General features: G+C 67.9%; 24 protein-coding genes. 19 read left to right on the plus strand and 5 right to left on the minus strand.

Features of this window, described 5'->3' with window-relative positions; translation table 11 throughout:
- Position 1 precedes the first annotated feature (1 nt).
- From OHT76_RS25200 to OHT76_RS25225, 6 genes are read left to right on the plus strand one after another with little or no spacing between them, the layout of a single operon-like run.
- Positions 2 to 955: a type II secretion system F family protein gene (locus OHT76_RS25200; protein WP_328876615.1), complete on the plus strand. Its 954-nt coding sequence runs from the start codon at positions 2 to 4 to the stop codon at positions 953 to 955.
- A 49-nt stretch (positions 956 to 1,004) separates the two neighbouring features.
- Positions 1,005 to 1,913, plus strand: coding sequence for a type II secretion system F family protein (locus OHT76_RS25205; protein ID WP_328876616.1), 909 nt, complete (start codon positions 1,005 to 1,007; stop codon positions 1,911 to 1,913).
- A 32-nt stretch (positions 1,914 to 1,945) separates the two neighbouring features.
- Positions 1,946 to 2,197 (plus strand): hypothetical protein, encoded by a 252-nt coding sequence (locus OHT76_RS25210; RefSeq protein ID WP_328873137.1) that lies wholly within the window; start codon positions 1,946 to 1,948, stop codon positions 2,195 to 2,197.
- Between the two features lie 26 nt (positions 2,198 to 2,223).
- On the plus strand, positions 2,224 to 2,661 hold the full coding sequence (locus OHT76_RS25215) for a TadE family protein (protein WP_328873138.1): 438 nt from the start codon (positions 2,224 to 2,226) through the stop codon (positions 2,659 to 2,661).
- A complete protein-coding gene (locus OHT76_RS25220) occupies positions 2,661 to 3,071 on the plus strand; it encodes a TadE/TadG family type IV pilus assembly protein (protein ID WP_328873139.1) in 411 nt (136 codons plus the stop codon). The genes OHT76_RS25215 and OHT76_RS25220 overlap by 1 nt, the downstream gene beginning before the upstream one ends.
- A complete protein-coding gene (locus tag OHT76_RS25225) occupies positions 3,068 to 3,517 on the plus strand; it encodes a pilus assembly protein TadG-related protein (protein ID WP_328873140.1) in 450 nt (149 codons plus the stop codon). Before OHT76_RS25220 ends, OHT76_RS25225 begins: the two co-directional genes overlap by 4 nt.
- Positions 3,518 to 3,523: 6 nt before the next feature.
- Here the strand turns inward: OHT76_RS25225 and OHT76_RS25230 are convergent, their stop codons facing one another.
- The gene (locus tag OHT76_RS25230) at positions 3,524 to 3,859 is read right to left on the minus strand and encodes a hypothetical protein (RefSeq protein WP_328873141.1); all 336 of its coding nucleotides are present in this window, start codon (positions 3,857 to 3,859) and stop codon (positions 3,524 to 3,526) included.
- Positions 3,860 to 3,931: 72 nt separating this feature from the next.
- Here OHT76_RS25230 and OHT76_RS25235 point away from each other — a divergent pair, with 72 nt between their 5' ends.
- From OHT76_RS25235 to OHT76_RS25285, 11 genes are all read left to right on the plus strand, one after another.
- Positions 3,932 to 4,579 carry a hypothetical protein gene (locus OHT76_RS25235; protein WP_328873142.1) on the plus strand — a complete coding sequence of 216 codons (648 nt, stop codon included), beginning with the start codon at positions 3,932 to 3,934 and terminating at the stop codon, positions 4,577 to 4,579.
- Positions 4,580 to 4,581: 2 nt separating this feature from the next.
- Positions 4,582 to 4,878 (plus strand): hypothetical protein, encoded by a 297-nt coding sequence (locus tag OHT76_RS25240; protein ID WP_328873143.1) that lies wholly within the window; start codon positions 4,582 to 4,584, stop codon positions 4,876 to 4,878.
- Positions 4,879 to 4,939: 61 nt separating this feature from the next.
- The gene (locus OHT76_RS25245) at positions 4,940 to 9,520 is read left to right on the plus strand and encodes a DUF6531 domain-containing protein (protein WP_328873144.1); all 4,581 of its coding nucleotides are present in this window, start codon (positions 4,940 to 4,942) and stop codon (positions 9,518 to 9,520) included.
- Positions 9,513 to 9,986: a hypothetical protein gene (locus tag OHT76_RS25250; protein WP_328873145.1), complete on the plus strand. Its 474-nt coding sequence runs from the start codon at positions 9,513 to 9,515 to the stop codon at positions 9,984 to 9,986. Before OHT76_RS25245 ends, OHT76_RS25250 begins: the two co-directional genes overlap by 8 nt.
- 16 nt (positions 9,987 to 10,002) lie before the next feature.
- Positions 10,003 to 10,500 (plus strand): hypothetical protein, encoded by a 498-nt coding sequence (locus tag OHT76_RS25255; protein ID WP_328873146.1) that lies wholly within the window; start codon positions 10,003 to 10,005, stop codon positions 10,498 to 10,500.
- A 46-nt stretch (positions 10,501 to 10,546) separates the two neighbouring features.
- On the plus strand, positions 10,547 to 10,990 hold the full coding sequence (locus tag OHT76_RS25260; RefSeq protein WP_328873147.1) for an SUKH-3 domain-containing protein: 444 nt from the start codon (positions 10,547 to 10,549) through the stop codon (positions 10,988 to 10,990).
- Between the two features lie 12 nt (positions 10,991 to 11,002).
- On the plus strand, positions 11,003 to 11,470 hold the full coding sequence (locus OHT76_RS25265) for a hypothetical protein (RefSeq protein ID WP_328873148.1): 468 nt from the start codon (positions 11,003 to 11,005) through the stop codon (positions 11,468 to 11,470).
- A gap of 29 nt (positions 11,471 to 11,499) precedes the next feature.
- A complete protein-coding gene (locus tag OHT76_RS25270; RefSeq protein WP_328873149.1) occupies positions 11,500 to 11,982 on the plus strand; it encodes a barstar family protein in 483 nt (160 codons plus the stop codon).
- The gene (locus OHT76_RS25275; RefSeq protein WP_328873150.1) at positions 11,979 to 12,368 is read left to right on the plus strand and encodes a contact-dependent growth inhibition system immunity protein; all 390 of its coding nucleotides are present in this window, start codon (positions 11,979 to 11,981) and stop codon (positions 12,366 to 12,368) included. The genes OHT76_RS25270 and OHT76_RS25275 overlap by 4 nt, the downstream gene beginning before the upstream one ends.
- Positions 12,365 to 12,706 (plus strand): hypothetical protein, encoded by a 342-nt coding sequence (locus OHT76_RS25280; RefSeq protein ID WP_328873151.1) that lies wholly within the window; start codon positions 12,365 to 12,367, stop codon positions 12,704 to 12,706. The genes OHT76_RS25275 and OHT76_RS25280 overlap by 4 nt, the downstream gene beginning before the upstream one ends.
- A 4-nt stretch (positions 12,707 to 12,710) precedes the next feature.
- Positions 12,711 to 13,196, plus strand: coding sequence for a hypothetical protein (locus tag OHT76_RS25285; protein WP_328873152.1), 486 nt, complete (start codon positions 12,711 to 12,713; stop codon positions 13,194 to 13,196).
- Here OHT76_RS25285 and OHT76_RS25290 read toward each other — a convergent pair.
- Together OHT76_RS25290 and OHT76_RS25295 are read right to left on the minus strand one after the other, a co-directional pair.
- A complete protein-coding gene (locus OHT76_RS25290; RefSeq protein ID WP_328873153.1) occupies positions 13,168 to 13,359 on the minus strand; it encodes a DUF397 domain-containing protein in 192 nt (63 codons plus the stop codon). The genes OHT76_RS25285 and OHT76_RS25290 overlap by 29 nt on opposite strands.
- A gap of 8 nt (positions 13,360 to 13,367) precedes the next feature.
- Positions 13,368 to 14,219 carry a helix-turn-helix domain-containing protein gene (locus OHT76_RS25295; protein ID WP_328873154.1) on the minus strand — a complete coding sequence of 284 codons (852 nt, stop codon included), beginning with the start codon at positions 14,217 to 14,219 and terminating at the stop codon, positions 13,368 to 13,370.
- Positions 14,220 to 14,442: 223 nt separating this feature from the next.
- Between OHT76_RS25295 and OHT76_RS25300 the strand changes: the two genes are divergently transcribed.
- A complete protein-coding gene (locus OHT76_RS25300) occupies positions 14,443 to 14,853 on the plus strand; it encodes an ATP-binding protein (RefSeq protein WP_328873155.1) in 411 nt (136 codons plus the stop codon).
- Between the two features lie 33 nt (positions 14,854 to 14,886).
- Positions 14,887 to 15,801 (plus strand): hypothetical protein, encoded by a 915-nt coding sequence (locus OHT76_RS25305; RefSeq protein ID WP_328873156.1) that lies wholly within the window; start codon positions 14,887 to 14,889, stop codon positions 15,799 to 15,801.
- Here OHT76_RS25305 and OHT76_RS25310 read toward each other — a convergent pair.
- Positions 15,791 to 16,894 carry a hypothetical protein gene (locus tag OHT76_RS25310; protein WP_328873157.1) on the minus strand — a complete coding sequence of 368 codons (1,104 nt, stop codon included), beginning with the start codon at positions 16,892 to 16,894 and terminating at the stop codon, positions 15,791 to 15,793. The genes OHT76_RS25305 and OHT76_RS25310 overlap by 11 nt on opposite strands.
- A complete protein-coding gene (locus OHT76_RS25315) occupies positions 16,894 to 17,544 on the minus strand; it encodes a hypothetical protein (protein ID WP_328873158.1) in 651 nt (216 codons plus the stop codon). Before OHT76_RS25315 ends, OHT76_RS25310 begins: the two co-directional genes overlap by 1 nt.
- Between the last annotated feature and the right edge of the window lie 5 nt (positions 17,545 to 17,549).

Consider the following 17,549-nt stretch of genomic DNA (forward strand, 5'->3'; position numbering starts at 1 on the left):
CATGGGCGGCCTTTTCTCTACGACCGTCCTGTACGCGCTCGCCTGCGGTGTCGCCGTCGGCGGCGGCCTCGCGCTGCTGCTGATCGCCGTACGCGGACTGCCCGCCAAGCCCGAGCACGAGAAGCAGAAGGCCAGCGAGCGGGCCAATGAGCTGATCCGGTTCGCCGGTCAGCGCGGATCGCTCGCCGCGGGCGTAGGCCTGGTGGTGCTGCTGCTCACGCGGTGGGCCGTGCTCGGTATCGCGGCCGGCATCCTCGTCTTCTTCTGGGACCGGCTGTTCGGCGGAGCCGCCGAGGAGCGGGCCGCCATGAAGCGCGTGGAGGCCCTCGCCTCCTGGACGGAGTCGCTGCGCGACACCATCGCCGGCGCGGTCGGCCTGGAGCAGGCCATCCCGGCGTCCGCGCGGGCCGCGGCCCCGGTGCTGCGGCCGCACCTCGACGCTCTCGTCGACCGGCTGCGCTCCCGCACCCCGCTGCCCGACGCGCTCCAGCAGCTCGCCGACGAGATCGACGACGCCTCCGCCGACATCATCGTCGCCGCCCTCATCCTCAACGCTCGTCTGCGCGGCCCCGGTCTGCGGCAGGTGCTCGGCGCGCTCGCCAAGTCGGCCCGTGAAGAGGTCGACATGCGTCAGCGCGTGATGGCTCAACGGGCCTCCACGCGGCGGTCGGTGCAGATCGTCGTCGCGGTGTCGGTGGCCTTCGTGCTCGGACTGTCCATCTTCAACCGGGAGTTCGTCGAGCCTTACGGCGACCCGATCGGCCAGCTCGTCCTGGCCTGCGTCTGCGGTCTGTTCGCGCTCGGGTTCCTGTGGCTGCGGAAGCTGTCGACGATCGAGACGCCCGAGCGCTTCCTGGTGCGGGACGAGGCGTCGGTGCAGTTCGTGCGTCCGCGTACGCCTTCCAGTGGTCCCCAGCAGTCGCCGTTCCAGTCGGAAGAGGGGGCACGACAGTGAGCGAAGTGTTCCGGTCGGAGGAGGTGGCGCGACGGTGAGCGACGTGACGATGCCGATCGTCGTCGGCGCGGTCTTCGGACTTGGCATCTACGCCCTCGTCCGCGCCCTGATGCCGACCAAGCGCAGCGCGATCGCGCAGGTCGCGCGGATTGACGCGATGCGGGCGCGGGGAGCGGCGTACGAGTCGGCGCGCACCACGCAGGATTCGGGCCGGTTCTCCTCGACGCGGGCCGAAGTCGGCCGCCGTGTCGCCGAGTTCTATCTGCAGCAGGGCTGGGAGCAGCGCTCGCTGCGGGCGGACCTCGCGGTGCTGGAGCGCAGCTGGGAGAAGTTCCTGGCGACGAAGGTGCTGCTGGGCGTGGCGGGCCTGTTCTTCGGCCCCTTCCTGTTCGCGGTCGTATGGACCCTTGGTTTCGGCAGCAGCCCGATCATCCCGGTGTGGCTGGCCCTGCTGTTCGCGGTGCTCTTCTTCTTCCTCCCCGATGTGGAGGTACGGCGGGACGCGGCCGAGAAGCGGCGTGACCTGCGGCGCGTGATCGGCGCCTACCTGGACCTGGTGTCGATGAGCCTGGCGGGCGGACGAGGTCTTCCCGAGGCGCTGATGGCGGCGGCGGAGATCTCCGACGGCTGGGCCAACCAGCGCATCCGCAGCGCCCTCGCCGACGCCCGGATCACCGGCATCAGCCAGTGGCAGGCACTGGGCTCGCTGGGCGAGGAGCTCGGGGTCGAGGAGCTGAAGGACCTCTCCGCCTCCCTGGCCCTGGTCGCCGACGACGGTGCGAAGGTCCGTGAGTCCCTCGCCTCCCGCGCCGAGACCATGCGGCACCGCGAACTCGCCGAGATCGAGGGCAGCGCGGGCGAGAAGTCCCAGTCGATGCTCGTGGCGCAGCTGCTGCTGTGCGCCGGCTTCCTGGTGTTCCTGATCTATCCGGCCGCCATGCGCGTGTTCCAGGTCTGACGCCGACCAACCCTCTGAAAGGACAACTGACCATGACCGAACGGAACTTCCGCACCGGGATCCCGGCGATGGACTTCCTCGTCACCTTCCTCCAGGGCCGCGTGCAGCGCGCCCGCTCCGGCGAACTGGACCGCGGTGCCTCCGCGGTCGAGTGGGTCATCATCTCCGCGGTCGTCGTGGCGATCGTCGGCGTGGTCGCCGCGATCATCAACCGCGCGCTGGAGGGCGGCGCCGAGAAGGTCGAGAACTGCATCAACGGGGCCAACCAGAGCGGCACCTGCTGAGAACGGGTAGGGGGGTGCGGCAACGTATGCGGACATGGGTACGCCGTCGACGGGAGGAAGTCTCGGCGCGCGGCGACTCCGGCATGACCGCGATCGAGTTCGTGCTGCTGACCCCCGTCCTGTTCTTCATGATCTTCGCGACCGTACAGTTCGCGCTGTACTTCTTCGCCGACCATGTGGCCCAGGCGGCGGCTCAGGCGGGCGCCCGCAAGGCACGTGCCACGGCGGACGCGCAGCCGGGTGGCTGGCGCGGTGAGGCCCGTACGGTCGTCAACAGCTACATCGACCAGCTGGGCCCGGCGCTGGTGCTGTCGCCGGATGTGAAGATGCTCCAGCCGGAGCAGAACACGGTGGGCGTGGAGATCACCGCGAAGGTGCCGTCGGTGTTCCCGGGGCTGGACTTCACGGTGCATGCGCAGTCGGCGGGGCCGGTGGAGCGGTTCGTGCCGGAGGGGGAGAACTGATGCGGTCCCTTCGGGAGGACCGGGGCTTGTCCACCATCGAGGTGGTGATCCTTGCCCCGGTGATGATGCTGTTCATCCTGGTGCTGGTGGCGTTCGGCCAACTGGTCGACGGCCGGGGCGCATTGGACGGCGCCGCGCGCGACGCGGCCCGCGCCGGCTCCATCCAGAAGGACCACGGCACGGCGATGAACGAGGCGCGCAAGGCGGCCGCCGCGAACCTGGCGGACGTCTGCTCGGGCCCGGTGACGGTGACACAGACGAGCACGGGCTTCGACCCGGAGGTCGACCCCCTCTTCTCTGTCCAGGTCAGCTGCAAGGTCAGGGGCCTGGCGATGCTGGGCCTGGACATCGACCCGACCATGGACGCAACCTTCAGCTCACCGCTGGACCCGTTCAGGAGGTCGGCGTGAGAGCGTGGTTCTCGCGGGTCCGCGCGGGGCTGGACGACCGGGGTTCGGGCGCGGGCGCGGTGATCATCTTCGCGCTGGTGTTCCTGTCCCTCTCGGCCTTCGTCATCGACGGAGGCATGTCCATCTCGAAGCGCGAACGAGCGGCCGACATCGCGGAACAGGCGGCCCGCTACGCCGCCCAGGACATCGACCGCGAGGCCCTCTACGACAACGAGGGCGGCCCCGCCCCGATCAACTACCAGAACTGCGACGCCCGAGTGAAGGCCTTCGCCCGCGAGATGGACATGTCGGGCGCGGACATCGCGGCGACGCGGTGTGTGGCGGCGGACGTGGACCAGGTACAGGTCGAGGTCCAGCTGACGTACTCCCCGGTCTTCACCGGGATGTTCTACGGCGGCGACGTGATCGTCCGCGGCGAGGCCGTGGCCGAGAACGAGGTGGGCTGACCGGGCTCAGTCCTTGTCCTTCTTGGGCCGCTTGTCCTCGGTCTTCATGGCGTCGTTGACCTGCTTGGTCAGCTCGTCGTCGAGCTTCTTGAACTCGCGGACCACGGCGTCGGACATGCTCGCGAGGGCGTCGAGCTGCTGGCCGATGTCCTCGCGGCCGTCCTCCCAGTTGGACTCGAAGTCGCCGAGGGCGTTGTTGACGGTGCCGTCGCCGATGTCGTCCTCGTAGGCCTCGAACATCTTCTTGGTGTGGTTCATCCGGGTCTTGATGGACCGCAGCCGCCGGCCGTAGTCCTCAAGTTCCGTCAGCGGAAGCGAGAGATCGCTCTTGCCCTTGCCCATGTGTTCGTCCCCCGACTGGTACTCGTAGGCTGAACGGCACCGTACATCGGACGAAGGGGGAAGGTCGACGTCATGGCCCGCTACATGGAGGCGCTCACGATCGAGCGCGGCGGTTTCCGGATCAAGGTGCCGGAGTCGTGGTGGGAGTTCGACGTCCGCCCGGAGTCCCGCGACGACTCGATCCGCCGCATGGTGAATGAACGGGTGGCGGGGAGTCCGGAGCTGTCCAAGTACCGGGACGTGTACACGGAGTTCCTCCGCAAAGCCGCCGCCGACGCCTGGAAATCGGGCGCCCTGTACTGCGGCTGCATGGCGGAGAGCTTCGGCGGCGACACTCCGATCACGGGCTCGGTGACGGTATCGCTGGTAGGCGGCCGCTCTGCCTCCGGCGAGCCGCTGTCGACAGACCCGACCGTCATGGCGAGCCAACTCGCCGTCAAGGAGGCCAAGAAGGAGGGCGACTCCTGGCGCAAGGTGACGACGGTCGACATCCCGGGCGTGGGCCCGGCGGCCCGGACGTACGGCATCGAGGACATCGCGGTCCCCGACGACGCCCTGAAGCGCACGATCCGCGCGGTACTGATGCAGACGTTCATCCCGGTGCCCGGCCAGGAGGGCAAGGTCGCGCTGGTGGCGGGGAGCAGCCAGGTACTGGACCTGGCGGACTCTTTCTTCGACATCTTCGACGCGATTACGTCGACGTTCCGCTTCGCGGATTAGGCATGGATGCGCTGGCGGAACTGTGGTCGTGGTACGAGCGGCTGCGGCTGGAGCCGGGGCTCACGGTCACCTGGCGCGGCCCGGAGCCCGATCGAGCGAAGTCCAGCGCGAGCCTTTGCGCTGAAGGCGCCGCACGCGTGGCCGAGTTGATCGCCTGGGAGTCCGGCGAGGCGCAGCTCCTGCTGGGGGACGTGGCGAGCGGAGAGGTCACCGACGAGGCATTGCAACTCACCGACCCTGACGCGCTCGCGCAGGTGGTCGGACGGCTGCGGAAATGGATGTTCGCGTCGAACGTCTGACCCTTGTATGTTCACGTGTGCATACGGTTGTTGGTGATGCGTACGTGACGGGGGTTGCGGTATGGCGGGGCATCGGCCCACGGATTGGCATGTCCTGGACCTGGACAAGGATCCGGTGCCGGGGGATCCGCAGCAGGTGCGGCAACTGGCCAAGAAGCTGCATGACTTCGCGGACGATGTCTCGGATGCGTTGCGTCTGGTCAAGGGCATGGCGGGGGAGGGCGCTCTCGCTGAGTGGGCGGGCAAGTCGGCGGATGTGTTCAAGGAGGACTTCGCCGATGTCCCGAAGAATCTGAAGAAGCTGAAGAAGTCGTACGAGTTGTGCGGCGATGCGCTGGCGGATTACTGGCCGAAGTTGGAGCGGGCGCAGGCGTTGGCGGACCGTGCGCTGGCCAGGGGCCGTGAGGCGCAGTCGGATCTGTCGTCGGCCAAGTCCCGTCTGTCTACGGCTGATTCGTGGGTGGGGCGGGCTGGTAAGGAAGCCGACAAGTACAAGGACGACCCGACCGGCAGCAAGTCGGCTGACAAGCCGGACGAGGCGAAGGTCCGTGCCGCGACCCGGGATGTGCAGCAGGCGGAGACCGCGCAGGCCAACGCCCGCGGCGATGTCGCTGATGCGCAGGGCGCGTTGGACGCGGCGAAGAAGATGGCCGAAGACGCGCGCAAGATGCGCGAGGAGGCGGCTCGGACCGCGAAGACGAAGATCGACGAGGCCTCCGACGCGGGGATCCAGAACCGGTCGTGGTGGGAGGACATCGGGGACTGGTTCGTCGACAACTGGGACACGATCGTCGCCGTATGCAAGGTCGTCGTGGCCGTCGTGGGCGTGATCGCAATGATCATCGGCGGGCCGATCCTCGCCGCAATCGTGATCGTCGCCGGCCTCATCGTCCTCGCGGACACGCTCTATAAATACTCAAAAGGCCAAGCAGGTCTATTGGACGTCGCTTTCGCCGCGCTGGACTGCGTACCCGGCATGAAGGGCCTCACCAGCCTCGGCAAGCTCGCCATGGGTATGAAGGCGCTCGGCAAGGGCGGCCTCAAGGCCATGGCCAAGGGTCTGGGGAAGAAGGGCCTGCGCAAGGAGGCCGACGACGCCGTCGCGCACAGCAAGCCCACCAAGGGCCGCTGCAAGAACGGCGACCCCATCGACATGATCTCCGGCGACATGCTGATGGAGGAGAGGGACGTCGACCTGCCGGGCCTGCTCCCACTGGTCCTGCGCCGTACGCACCTCTCCTCCTACCCGTACGGCCGCTTCTTCGGCCCGTCCTGGGCCTCCACCCTGGACGAACGCCTGGAACTGGACGACGAGGGCGCCGTCTTCGCCACCGAGGACGGCATGCTGCTCTTCTACCCGGTGCCGACGCCGGGCACCTCGGTCCTCCCCCTGGAAGGCCCACGCCTGCTGCTCGACTGGGACGGCGCCCCCGGCGCCCCCGTGAGGATCACCGACCCGCTCAGCGGCATCACACGCCACTTCGCCCCGCGCAGAAGGCCGACGGCACCGGACGAGGCGTTCACCCTCCCCCTCGCCGCGATCACCGACCGCAACGGCCTCCGTATCGACTTCGACCGCGACGACGACGGCTCGCCGGTCGCCGTACGGGATTCGGCGGGACGCCACCTCTACGTCGACACCGACAACGGCCGCGTCACCGCACTCCGGCTCCACACCCCGGACGACGGCCCCGACGGCACGCTCCTCAGGCGCTTCGGCTACGACGCCGAGGGCAACCTCAGCGACATCCACAACTCCAGCGGCCTGCCCCGGAAACTGACGTACGACGCCCGCACCCGCATCACCTCCTGGACCGACCGCAACGGCTACTCCTACCGCTTCACCTACGACGCCCTGGACCGCTGCACCGCGGGCGAGGGCGACGACGGCAGCCTCTCCTGCACGGTCGAGTACGACAGCGAGAACCACGAGACGCGCTACACGGACGCACTCGGGAACACGACGACGTACCGCTACAACGAGCTCCACCAACTGGTCGCCGAGACCGATCCGCTCGGCCACACGACGTGCTCCGAGTGGGACCGCTACGGCCGGATGCTCTCCCGCACCGACGAACTCGGCCGCACCACCCGCTTCACCCTCGGCGAGCACGGCGAACCGGTGCGCATGGACCGCCCCGACGGCACCAGCATCCATGTCGAGTACGACGCCGAGGTCCAGCCCGTCGCCATCGTCGAGCCCGGCGGGGCGCGTTGGGAGTGCGCCTACGACGACCGCGGCAACCTCCTCAGCAGCACCGACCCGCTGGGCGCGGTGAGTTCGTACACCTACGACGACCGCGGCCACCGCATCACCGAGACCGACGCGCTCGGCAACACGTTCCGCTTCGACACCGACGGGACCGGACTCCCGGTCCGGGTCGTCGACCCGCGCGGCAGCGTCGCCGTCGTGCACAGGGACGCGTACGGCCGTGTCATGCGGATCGACGACCCCGTCGGCGGCAGCGTCCGGCAGGGCTGGAACCCCGAGGGCCTGCTTCTGTGGCGAGAGCGTGCCGACGGCAGCCGCGAGTCCTGGTCGTACGACGCCGAGGGCAACCTCACCGAACACCAGGAACCGGGCGGTTTCACCACGGCCTTCGAGTACGGCGCCTTCGACCTGCCCAGCGCCCGGACCGACCCGGACGGCACCCGCTACGTCTTCACGCACGACGCCGAGCTGCGCCTCACCGCGGTGACCAACCCGCAGGGCGGCGAATGGCGTTACCGCTACGACGCCGCAGGCCACCTCATCGGCGAGACAGACTTCAACGGCCGCACGGTCACCTACGCCTACGACCCCGCCGGCTACCAGATCGAGCGCACGAACGGCGTCGGCCAGACCGTGCGCGTCACCCGCGACGCCGCCGGCCGCGCCGTGTCAACGCAGACCGACACGGGCGCGGTCACTTCCCTGCGCTACGACTCGTCCGGCCGGATGGTCGAGGCCGTGAACGCCGACAGCAGGGTCGCGTACGCCTACGACGCGGTGGGCCGGATCATCGCCGAGACGGTGGACGGCCGTACCGTCACGAGCGAGTTCGACGCGCTCGGCCGACGCGTACGGCGGACCACCCCGTCCGGCGCCGTATCGCAATGGTCGTACGACTCCGCGGGCCTGCCCGTCTCGCTCGTCACCGCCGCCGGTGAACTGACCTTCACGCACGACGCGGCCGGCCGCGAGACCGCCCGCGGCCTGGGCGGCGCGGCGACGCTGACGCAGTCCTGGGACGCCGGTCACCGCCTGGTCGAGCAGATCATCCGGTCCGGAACCACGTCGGACCAGACGGGGCCCGGCAGCCCGACCGTCCGCCAGTCCCGCGCCTACGCCTACCGCGCAGACGGCCACCTGACCGCGATCACCGACCGCCTGTCCGGCACCCGCCGCTTCGACCTCGACCGCGCGGGCCGGGTCACCCGGGTCACGGCCGACACCTGGACCGAGTCCTACGCCTACGACGAACTCGGCAACCTTACGACCGCCGGCCACCCCGCCCCCGACGGGCAGGACGCCCAGGGCCCGGCGCAGCACGCCGGCACGAAGGTCACCTCGGCGGGCCGCACGTCGTACGAGCACGACGCCCAGGGACGCGTGTCCCGGGTGATCCGACGGACGCTGTCGGGCCTGCGCCGCGTGTGCACGTACGTCTGGGACGCGGAGGACCGCCTCACCGAGGCCGTGACCCCCGACAACGGAGTATGGCGCTACCGCTACGACGTGCTGGGCCGGCGTACGGCCAAGGCGCGGCTGCGGGAGGACGGTTCGGTCGCCGAGGAGATCCTCTTCACCTGGGATGCCGCCAACCTCGCGGAGCAGCAGTCGGTCCGGGACGGTGTGACGGAGACGGACACCTGGGACTGGGAGCCCGGGACCCACCGGGCGGCGGCCCAGGTGCGGAGCCGGTGGCACACCCCGGACAAGGTCGACCGGCGGTTCTACGCGATCGTCACCGACCTGGTGGGTACGCCCACCGAACTGGTCGGCGAGGACGGGGAGATCGCCTGGCGGTCGGCGGCGAGCCTGTGGGGACGCCCGCTGCCGGACTCAGGCGAGGCCTTGTGCCCCCTGGCGTTCCCCGGCCAGTACCGGGACGCGGAGACGGGCCTGCACTACAACCTGTCCCGCTACTACGACCCGGACACGGCGAGCTACCTCTCGCCGGACCCCTTGGGTCTCGCCCCGGCGCCGAACCATCACGGGTACGTCGACAACCCGTTCCGCTGGAGCGACCCCCTCGGTCTGGAGGAGGACGCCAAGGAACCGACCCGGGTCTACGACGACTCGGAATACAGCAAGCACGGTTCGGGGTCCAGTTCGTCGGCCAAGGGCGAGGTCAGCCGGGCGCCGTCCAACGGCCAGGCCGCGCTGGACCGCTCGATCGACATGGACCCGAACAACCCCAACGTCACCCGGCGACTCGGCGTGGACCACGCCAACAACGAGATCGTGGTCCTGGACCGGCACCGGGAGATCCTCGACAAGGACGGCAACGTGGTCAAGGAGATCTACCATGGCCACGTCCAGTCCTCGTACCCCTCGAAGAGCGTCACACAAGGCGACCTGACCAAGCTGAAGAAGGCGGGAATGATCGACAACGTCAAGAAGCAGCGGGTCCTCCCGCCGCCGCCCTGCGATGACTGACGGCCGAAGCTGGAACTGGGAGACCGGCGAGGGCCTGCTGGGCATGGACGACCCTGCCGAGGTGGACGCGGCGTTCGAGCGGGGCGAGAGGAGTCTCGGTACGGCGGCCATCGGGCTTGCCTTTAATTGCGCGCTGGCCGAGGCATCGCCCCGCATCATCAGGGCGATGCAGTTGACGGACCCGCATCAGCGAGGGTTCGCGTTCACGGCGGCGGGCACTGCGGCGCGGCTCAACAGTGAACTGACCCCGGAGCTGTACGCGGCGCTGCGCGCCGAGGGCCGCGGCGGTTTCGCCGAGAATGCCATCAGGGACACGCTGACATTTGTGCCGTTCCGCAAGCTGACGCCGTGGTTCAGGTGGCAGATGGTGCGCACAACCGTGGTGGACAAGCTGGACGCCTGGCGGCTGACCGCCACGGACGCAGTCGAGGACGCCTGGAAAGCGCTGCGTCGGCGTCGTTCATGAGCAGCAGAGGAATGATGTGCGCCTAGTCATTACCTCCCAGAAGACCGACACGCTCGATCGGTGGCAGCGGGTCTTCGAAGGCTGCGCCGAGGTGACCTGCCGTTGCGGACTGCGCGCCGAAATACCGGTCGACGCGGTCCTCATGGCCGGCGTGTTCGCCCACGAACGCTATGGCGGCCGACCGAGCTTCTCCGAGGCGGAGATCCTGGAGAACCGGCGGGGCGACGGCTGGCCCGATCTGGTCATCGTGCCGCCGACCAGGCCTATGGCGAGGGACTCAGACGGAAACTGCAAAGTCCACGCGGACTACGCGGAAATGCAGCCCGCCTATTTCGCGGCTTCGCGCTCCTTCCGGGCGATCGTGGAATGGAACAGCACGCACGACGTACCGATCTCGGCGGTCGAGCTCAACCTTGGGCTGATGAACATGGACAACCCCGTGGACGACTCCAGCGCGCGTTCGTTCAGGGACGCCTTCGAGGAGTACCGCGAACACCTGCTGTCCCGCGCGTAAGGTCGGCGGTTCGCGCCGGCAGGCTGGGAGCAACGGTGGCTTGGGGATGAGTGAGGAACGCGAGCGGCGATGGTCCGCGGAGACCGATCGGGTGTTGCGGCAAGTTGGCTGGTACCCGGGGCGCTCGGTGTCCACTGCGGAGTGGGAGAACACACTCCGCGAGCACGGCGGCTTCGAGATCCACGAGGCGGCCCGGCGTTTCCTCGCCGAGTTCGGCGGGCTGGAGAGCACTGAGCGAGGTCCTGGGCAGACGATGGCGCGTATGGGATTCACGCTCGATCCGACCGTGGCCGAGTGGGAGGAGGAGATCTTCGACGTGTTGAGCGAGGAGGCCGGAACCAACCTGTATCCGATCGGGGAGGCTGACCGCCGCAACTTGTACTTGGGCATCGCTCCCAATGGCGAGGTGTACGTCGGCATGGACAGCGTCACGCAGCTGGCGGAAACGGCTGACGAAGCCCTGGAGAAGTTGGTCGAGGGCATCAGATAGATGGGAATTGGCATGGCGGCCGAGTGGGACTGGCAGACCGGCAAGGGCCTGTTGGGCATGGACGACCCCAGCGAGGTGGACGCGGCGTTCGAGCGCGGCGAGGCTTCCCTCGGCGCGGCGGTGATCGGGCTGGCGTTCAACTGCCCCCCGGAGGTGGCCTCGCCGCGAATCCTCCGCGCCATCGAGGTACTGGACCGCTCCCGACGGGACTTCCCGTTTACGGCGGCGGCCCATGTGGCCCGGCTCAACGGCCGCCTGACCCCGGAGCTCTACGCCGCGCTGCGAGCGGAGGGCATGGGCGGTTTCGCCGACCACGCGATCAGGGACACGCTGACGTACGTTCCGTTCCGGGACCTCCCACCGTGGTTCAAGTGGCAGCTGGTGCGCACAACGGTGGCCGACAAACTGGAGTCGTGGCGCCTGACGGCCGCGGACGCGGCGGAGGAGGCCTGCAAGGTCGTACGCCGGCGTCGCTCATGAACGGTTGGGTCGTCTTCGTCCCTGAAGGGATGTCCGAGGTGCACCGAGTGCTGCGGGAGCTGGAGGCAAGAGGAGGCCGGGTCCACCACGTCGACTCCCGCCACCTGATGACCGAGCGGGGGATCTACGACACGTTCGCCGAAGTCCTCCAGTTCCCTGGCTACTTCGGCAGGAACTGGGACGCGTTGGTGGACTGCTTGGATGACCTGTGTGGTGCGGTGACGGGTGGAGTAGGGGTCGCCGTCGTCATCGACGAAGCGGATCGACTGTTGGCGACGGAACACTTCCCCCTGTTCGTATCGGTCCTCTGTCAGGGAACGGACCGTGCGAATTCGACGGTGGATCTGGATGGCTTCCCATTGGACCGGCCCGCTATTGCCGAGTACTTCGTCTTCGAGTTTGGAGAGTTCGACGGGGAGAGGATCGCCCGCAGGGTGGGACAACCGGACCTTACGATCACGGCAGGGGACGGATATGTGGCAGCCGCTCTGAACCCGGAGGTGTGGCATTGAAGCGTGAACGATCGAGCGTCCACAGCCGCTCCCTTGAACAGCTTGAGGGGCAACGATGGCCGGACCCACCGGAAGACACGACCCACCTGGTCAAGAATGTGCACGAGCTACGCCGACGCCCGATCGGCACGCTGGAAACGCACGAACTCGCCCGCTTGATCGGCCAGGACGTCGGCGTGCCCTGGCTGCTTCCGCTCGCCGTGAAGATCCTCCGTGACGCCGCGCCCAACCACGTTGCAGGTGGCCTCTACGACGGCGACCTCCTGTACGCGGTTGTCTCCGTAAGGCCGGAAGTATGGGCGGACGCCCCGGACTTGGCGCGGAAGTTGGAGGAGACAGTGGCGATGCTGGACGATCTTTCAGGGGAACAGGGAGATACGCCGTGAAGCTCGACCTCGACGAGATCGAAGCGCTGTGCTCGGCAGCCACACCAGGGCCGTGGTACGTCAGACACCTGGATGACGACCAGGCCATGAACTTGGTCGCGGTCAGCACCACGGAGGACACAGGCCGGGGGGAGAGGTGGCCCGAGTTCGATCACGCGGAGCTGATCGCGGCGACGCTTGTCCAACACCCCCGCTATGTGGACTGCGCGGACGAACGCTGGGACGTGAACGCCGCGTTCATCGCCATGGCGAGAGAGACGGTGCCGCAACTCGTCAGTGAAGTCAGACGACTTCGAGGCATGCTGTCCGCGGCCGGGCTGAACCCAGACGCTGTCTGAGCCCATGGAGTTCAAGTTCGCCGTAGCCGAGGACGAACAGCCGCCGCCCAGTGGCTTCGACCTGGGCCATGTGGATGTGCGGGGCAGTGAGGGACAGGCAACCTCGCGGGACCGGCGTCCGGACCAGGCAATGATGATCTGCCTCTCGCTGACTCTCCTCCTTGACGGCCTGCGGCACTTCCTCAGGGACGGGAGTCGCACCAGCTATGAATCCGCCGCGGTTGACTCGTCCTTCTCGCTCAAGTTCACGCGGGGAAGGGATAACGACGGTTCGATCGAGACGACCCACGAGGGCGTACTCGTCGACCGTTCGACGTCGGAGGAACTCGCCACCGCCGTACACCAGGCCGCCAAGCAATTCGCCCGGGCCACCTTTCCGGACCTCGCGCCCGATGACGCCGGCCGGGAAGACCTGGAGAAGTCGCTGGCCGAATTCGAGGACTTCCTGGCGGGACTCGGGGTTACCGGGTGCTGGCCTTCAGGCTCGTGATGAATGTGGTGAAGGCGTCGGTGGGGAAAGAGAGGGGCGTGCGGGTGCGGTCCTTTGAGTCGCGTACGGCGACTCGGGTGGGGAGGCTGGCTATCTCTACGCAGGCGTTGCCATCGCCGCTGCCGGAGAAGGAGGACTTCTGCCAGTTGACGGGAGTGGTCAAGGTGCGCCTCACAGTTCCTTCGTCAGTCTGTGGATGAAGTCGCGCGATCGCTCGGGGGCGAGCGATACGGCCTCCATTCTACGGAAGAGTGTTCGAAATGCGCCGAGTTGGGCTTCGGAGTCGATGAAGCCCGCCCCCTGGGGAGCGTCGCGCACAACGGTGTCCAGTTTGGGTACCGTGCCGCCCGCGTAGACCATGGCGCTGTCGGCGCCGGCGAAACCGTCGAGGTCGAACGGAATGACGCGGACGGTGATGTGATCCGCTTCCGAGAACTCCAGGATGTGCTTGAGCTGAAGCCGGGACGCGCCGCGGTCGCCGACCCGGATGCGCAGAGCCGACTCGTGGATCACCGCCTCGTACGGGATGGGCCGAGGGCCTTCGAGGATGACGCGCCGTTCCAGCCGATGCCGGATGCGCACGTCGAGTTCGTCCTCGGGGAGTTCGGGCACTCTGTACCCGAGAATCCCGCGGGCGTAGTCCGCCGTCTGGAGCAGGCCGGGGACGTGCAAGAAGTCCACGTCCCAGCGGTAGGTGGCGTGATGCTCCAATTCGGAGAGGTCCAGAAATGACGTAGGCAACAGCTTCCGATACTCCTCCCACCAGCCGCACGTCCGGTCGGTGGCCATCGCGACCAGCGCACCGATCAACTCCTCGTCCGTGCAGGAGTAGTGCGTTGCGAGGCGTCGGACGCGTGTCTCGCTCACGCCCGCGATGCCGGACTCGATCTGGCTCATCTGGACGGAGTCGGCGCCAAGCAGTGCTGCCGCCTCCCGCGCTTTGAGGCCTGCGGCCTCACGCAGTTTGCGCAGTTCGGCGCCCAGACGTGCCTGGCGTGCGGTGGGCTGCGGCCGACGCGGCATGGCTTACTCCTTGCCTCCAACTGCCCGGAGGCAGCGACTCGTTCGGGCGCAAGATTACGGGAACGGCTTGCATGGACCTAAATTTAGGTCCTACCGTCAGTGACGCAACGCACACGTTGCGAAACCCCGGGCCCCCGGAAGCGCACCGCTCCGTCCTGCCACGACGGCTGCGGCACTGCCACCGCCCGCCCGCCCACTCCCTCTCTCCGACAGGAGTTCACTCATGCCAGAAAGCGAGCCCTGGGAGTACACCCTCTACATCCCCCACGACCCCCGAGCAGTCACCGTCTGCCGCCGCACCCTCCGCCTGATCCTCACCATGCACGGCCTGATCCGCCTAGTCGACACGGCGGAGCTCATCGGGGCGGAGCTGGTCTCCAACTCCGTACGCCACACGACGGGACCCGCCGCACTACGCGTCCGCTGGTCGGCCGGGGTCCTGCGGATCGGGGCGTGGGACGCCGACCCCGCCCCTCCCGTTCCGCCGGAGAGGTGGGAGCGGCTGGGTGGCGAGTTGGAGGAGGGGAGAGGGCTGGCTCTCGTGCGGGCCTGTGCCGACGTATGGGGGTGGCAGCCGCTGTCCCGGAACGGCAGTCGCGGCAAGTACGTGTGGTGTGACCTGGTCGCGGCATAGCTCGTTGATCTCGTCGTACGGAAAGGAGAAGTGATGGTCGGCTCACCGCATGAGGGTCTGCACCAGATGTGCCAGAAGGATCCGGCGGGTTTCACGCGCACCCTTCAGCATGTGCTGCACATCCCGATCCCCGAGCCTCGCGACTTCGCGGTCCTCAACGCGGATCTGACGGAGATCGAACCGGTCGAACGGCGGGTGGACACGTTGTTACGGGCCGAGACGGATGAGGGGACGTACCTGCTGGTCGTGGAGTCCCAGGGGCAGAGGGACGACGACAAGCGAAGCAGTTGGGCCTACTACCTCAGCTATTTGTACGCGAAGTACCGCTGGGAGCCGGTGCTGATCGTCCTGACGCAGAGCAGGGCCACGGCCCGGTGGGCGACGCAGCCGATCCGTCTGGGCCTGCCCGGCTGGCACTCGCTCACCGTACGGCCGCTCGTGTTGAGCCCCGAGAATGTGCCGCTCATCACGAGTGAAGCCGAGGCCAAGCGGGACGTATTCCTCGCAGCGTTCTCCGCGATGACGCATGGAAAAGGCCGGGGCGCCGCTGCCATACTGAAACCGCTGGCGGCGGCGCTGGAGACCACTGATACCGATAGCGCGGGAATGCTCGCGCAGTTCGTCGAGTCATGCCTGGTCGATGTCGAGGCCAAGCAGACATGGAAGGAGCTGATGATGACAGTGCACTACTTCTTCCGGCACGAGGTCGCCGAGAAGGTCCGGGAAGAGGGCCGGGAAGAAGGCCGCGAAGAAGGCCGGGCCCAGGCCAAGGCGGAGATGGTCCTGCAGATTCTGGACTGGCGGGGCGTCGTGGTGCCCGGCGCCGTGCGGGAGCGGGTGCAGGCCTGTACCGACTTGGACCAGCTGGAGGCCTGGGCGCAGCGGGCTGTACAAGCGGCGGCCGCCGAGGATCTCTTCGTCGACGGCCCCCAACCTCTCAGCGATTGATCGCCTGAATCTCCTGCACAGCCATGTCCTGCGTCGTCTCGAACGTCCCGTCCGGCAGGTCGCCGTTCGTGCCGCCTGTGCCCTCCCAGGAGATTTCCCAGGTGATCGAGGCCTTCAGCTGGTACGGCTGGCCGTTCGTCGCGCGCAGGTAGCGGATGCCGCAGGGTGGGGTCTTGTCAGCGTTGCCTGCCTTGTACGGCGTACCGATCGAGCCGTCGTCGTTGATCTCGCAGTCGCCGGAGGCGGGGTACACCTCGGCGTCCTCCGTGCCCGGCTCCAGGTGCAGGGCTACCGGCTTGGCCGTGGTTTCCGCCCACAGGCCCGTGTTGGGGAGTTCGGCGCGGACCGAGACCTCCTTGAACGTGCCCTTGTCCAGCCAGACCCACGTCGGCAGGTTGACCGTCGACTTCGCCTCCGGCTTCAACTCCACGTCGGTCTTCGGTACTTGGATCTTGTCGTACGCGTACGCCGCCAGCGTCTCCGGCGTCGGCGCGTTCTCGTCGTCCGGGATCGTGCCGGCGTCCTGCCAGAACATGATGCGGCCGCAGTCCCACGCCTTGATGTCGCTCTCGTGGCCCTTGCGGACCACGCTGCGCCAGAACATGCCGTCCTTGCCGATGTTGTAGTTCTTGTAGCCCTCGGCGGTGCTGTTCGTCGGCGAGTTGAGGTCGAAGTTGTCCTGTGCCTCGCCCTTGTCGTAGTGGTCGACGAAGATGCCGGACGTCCACCACTCATGGGCGTTCACGGCGCCGAGGCCGCCGTTCTTCTCCAGGTCCTCGACCGCGGACTTGAGCGCCTGAGGCGTGAACACCGGCTCGTACCAGCACACCGGCGGCTCCCAGTTGGGGTCGACCGAGGTCAGCTCGTCCATCGAGCCCTGCTCGGTTCCACCGCCGGAATGGGTGATCTGGATACGGGACTGGGAGACAGAGGCGAGAAGGGTACGGCCGTCTGCACCGCCGGACGGCTTCTCGGAGGGCTGAGCCGGGGTCGTCGCTCCGGGCACGTCATCGGCAAAGGCCACGCCCGCGGAGCAGAGGAGTGCGGCAGCGGTCAGCGCCGCGGTCCACGGTCCCGTGCGTCGAAGACTCATCACTGCTGGCACTCCTTGGCCTTGCCCGCGACCTCGATCTGGCGGGCCTGCCAGACCTGGGGGGAGTCGACGGACGGCTGCATGAGGACGCGGTACTTCAGGTAGCTGTCGAGGCTTTCCTTTGTGTAAGTGATCTTTCCGGTTTCGATGTTCTTGCTGTACGACTTGGCCTGGTTTCGGCAGAAGGTGACGAGCACGGCCTTCGCGTCGTCGGACTTGCTGGTGACGGCGTCGTAATAGCGGTCCTCACCGGTGGCGGTCCAGCCGCCGTCGACCCACGCATCGATCTGAGTCTTCGCGTACTTCGCCGCGCCGCCCCGGGAGTAGAACTGGTACGCCGCATCGTTTGGATCCTGGGCGACGATTCCGTGCTTCAGCGCCCGGATGTAGTTCGCCGCGTCATCCAGCGCCGCCGCCTCGTCCGCGTCCGACGGCTTGTCGAAGTCGAAGACCAGCTTCAGGTCACCCGGCAGACTCACATCCGGCCGCTCGACATCCGCCGCAGCCGACGCCGATGCCGACGGACTGCTCGACCCCTTGTCCGCCCCCTCGATGTCATCCGACGAGTCATCGCCGCCCCCGCCGCAGGCGGAGAGCAATAGCGTCGCGGCGAGCGTCGCGGCGGTGGTGGTCAGAGTGCGGCGGGCCACGGAGT

It is taken from the genome of Streptomyces sp. NBC_00287, assembly GCF_036173105.1.
Lineage (GTDB): Bacteria > Actinomycetota > Actinomycetes > Streptomycetales > Streptomycetaceae > Streptomyces.

Excerpts from the sequence above, each read along its gene's own strand:
- OHT76_RS25200 (WP_328876615.1), top strand. The coding sequence starts at position 2 with ATGGGCGGCCTTTTCTCTACGACCGTCCTGTACGCGCTCGCCTGCGGT.
- OHT76_RS25205 (WP_328876616.1), top strand. The coding sequence starts at position 1,005 with ATGCCGATCGTCGTCGGCGCGGTCTTCGGACTTGGCATCTACGCCCTC.
- OHT76_RS25210 (WP_328873137.1), top strand. The coding sequence starts at position 1,946 with ATGACCGAACGGAACTTCCGCACCGGGATCCCGGCGATGGACTTCCTC.
- OHT76_RS25215 (WP_328873138.1), top strand. The coding sequence starts at position 2,224 with ATGCGGACATGGGTACGCCGTCGACGGGAGGAAGTCTCGGCGCGCGGC.
- OHT76_RS25220 (WP_328873139.1), top strand. The coding sequence starts at position 2,661 with ATGCGGTCCCTTCGGGAGGACCGGGGCTTGTCCACCATCGAGGTGGTG.
- OHT76_RS25230 (WP_328873141.1), bottom strand. The coding sequence starts at position 3,859 with ATGGGCAAGGGCAAGAGCGATCTCTCGCTTCCGCTGACGGAACTTGAG.
- OHT76_RS25235 (WP_328873142.1), top strand. The coding sequence starts at position 3,932 with ATGGCCCGCTACATGGAGGCGCTCACGATCGAGCGCGGCGGTTTCCGG.
- OHT76_RS25240 (WP_328873143.1), top strand. The coding sequence starts at position 4,582 with ATGGATGCGCTGGCGGAACTGTGGTCGTGGTACGAGCGGCTGCGGCTG.
- OHT76_RS25245 (WP_328873144.1), top strand. The coding sequence starts at position 4,940 with ATGGCGGGGCATCGGCCCACGGATTGGCATGTCCTGGACCTGGACAAG.
- OHT76_RS25250 (WP_328873145.1), top strand. The coding sequence starts at position 9,513 with ATGACTGACGGCCGAAGCTGGAACTGGGAGACCGGCGAGGGCCTGCTG.
- OHT76_RS25260 (WP_328873147.1), top strand. The coding sequence starts at position 10,547 with ATGAGTGAGGAACGCGAGCGGCGATGGTCCGCGGAGACCGATCGGGTG.
- OHT76_RS25265 (WP_328873148.1), top strand. The coding sequence starts at position 11,003 with ATGGCGGCCGAGTGGGACTGGCAGACCGGCAAGGGCCTGTTGGGCATG.
- OHT76_RS25270 (WP_328873149.1), top strand. The coding sequence starts at position 11,500 with ATGTCCGAGGTGCACCGAGTGCTGCGGGAGCTGGAGGCAAGAGGAGGC.
- OHT76_RS25285 (WP_328873152.1), top strand. The coding sequence starts at position 12,711 with ATGGAGTTCAAGTTCGCCGTAGCCGAGGACGAACAGCCGCCGCCCAGT.
- OHT76_RS25295 (WP_328873154.1), bottom strand. The coding sequence starts at position 14,219 with ATGCCGCGTCGGCCGCAGCCCACCGCACGCCAGGCACGTCTGGGCGCC.
- OHT76_RS25300 (WP_328873155.1), top strand. The coding sequence starts at position 14,443 with ATGCCAGAAAGCGAGCCCTGGGAGTACACCCTCTACATCCCCCACGAC.
- OHT76_RS25305 (WP_328873156.1), top strand. The coding sequence starts at position 14,887 with ATGGTCGGCTCACCGCATGAGGGTCTGCACCAGATGTGCCAGAAGGAT.
- OHT76_RS25310 (WP_328873157.1), bottom strand. The coding sequence starts at position 16,894 with ATGAGTCTTCGACGCACGGGACCGTGGACCGCGGCGCTGACCGCTGCC.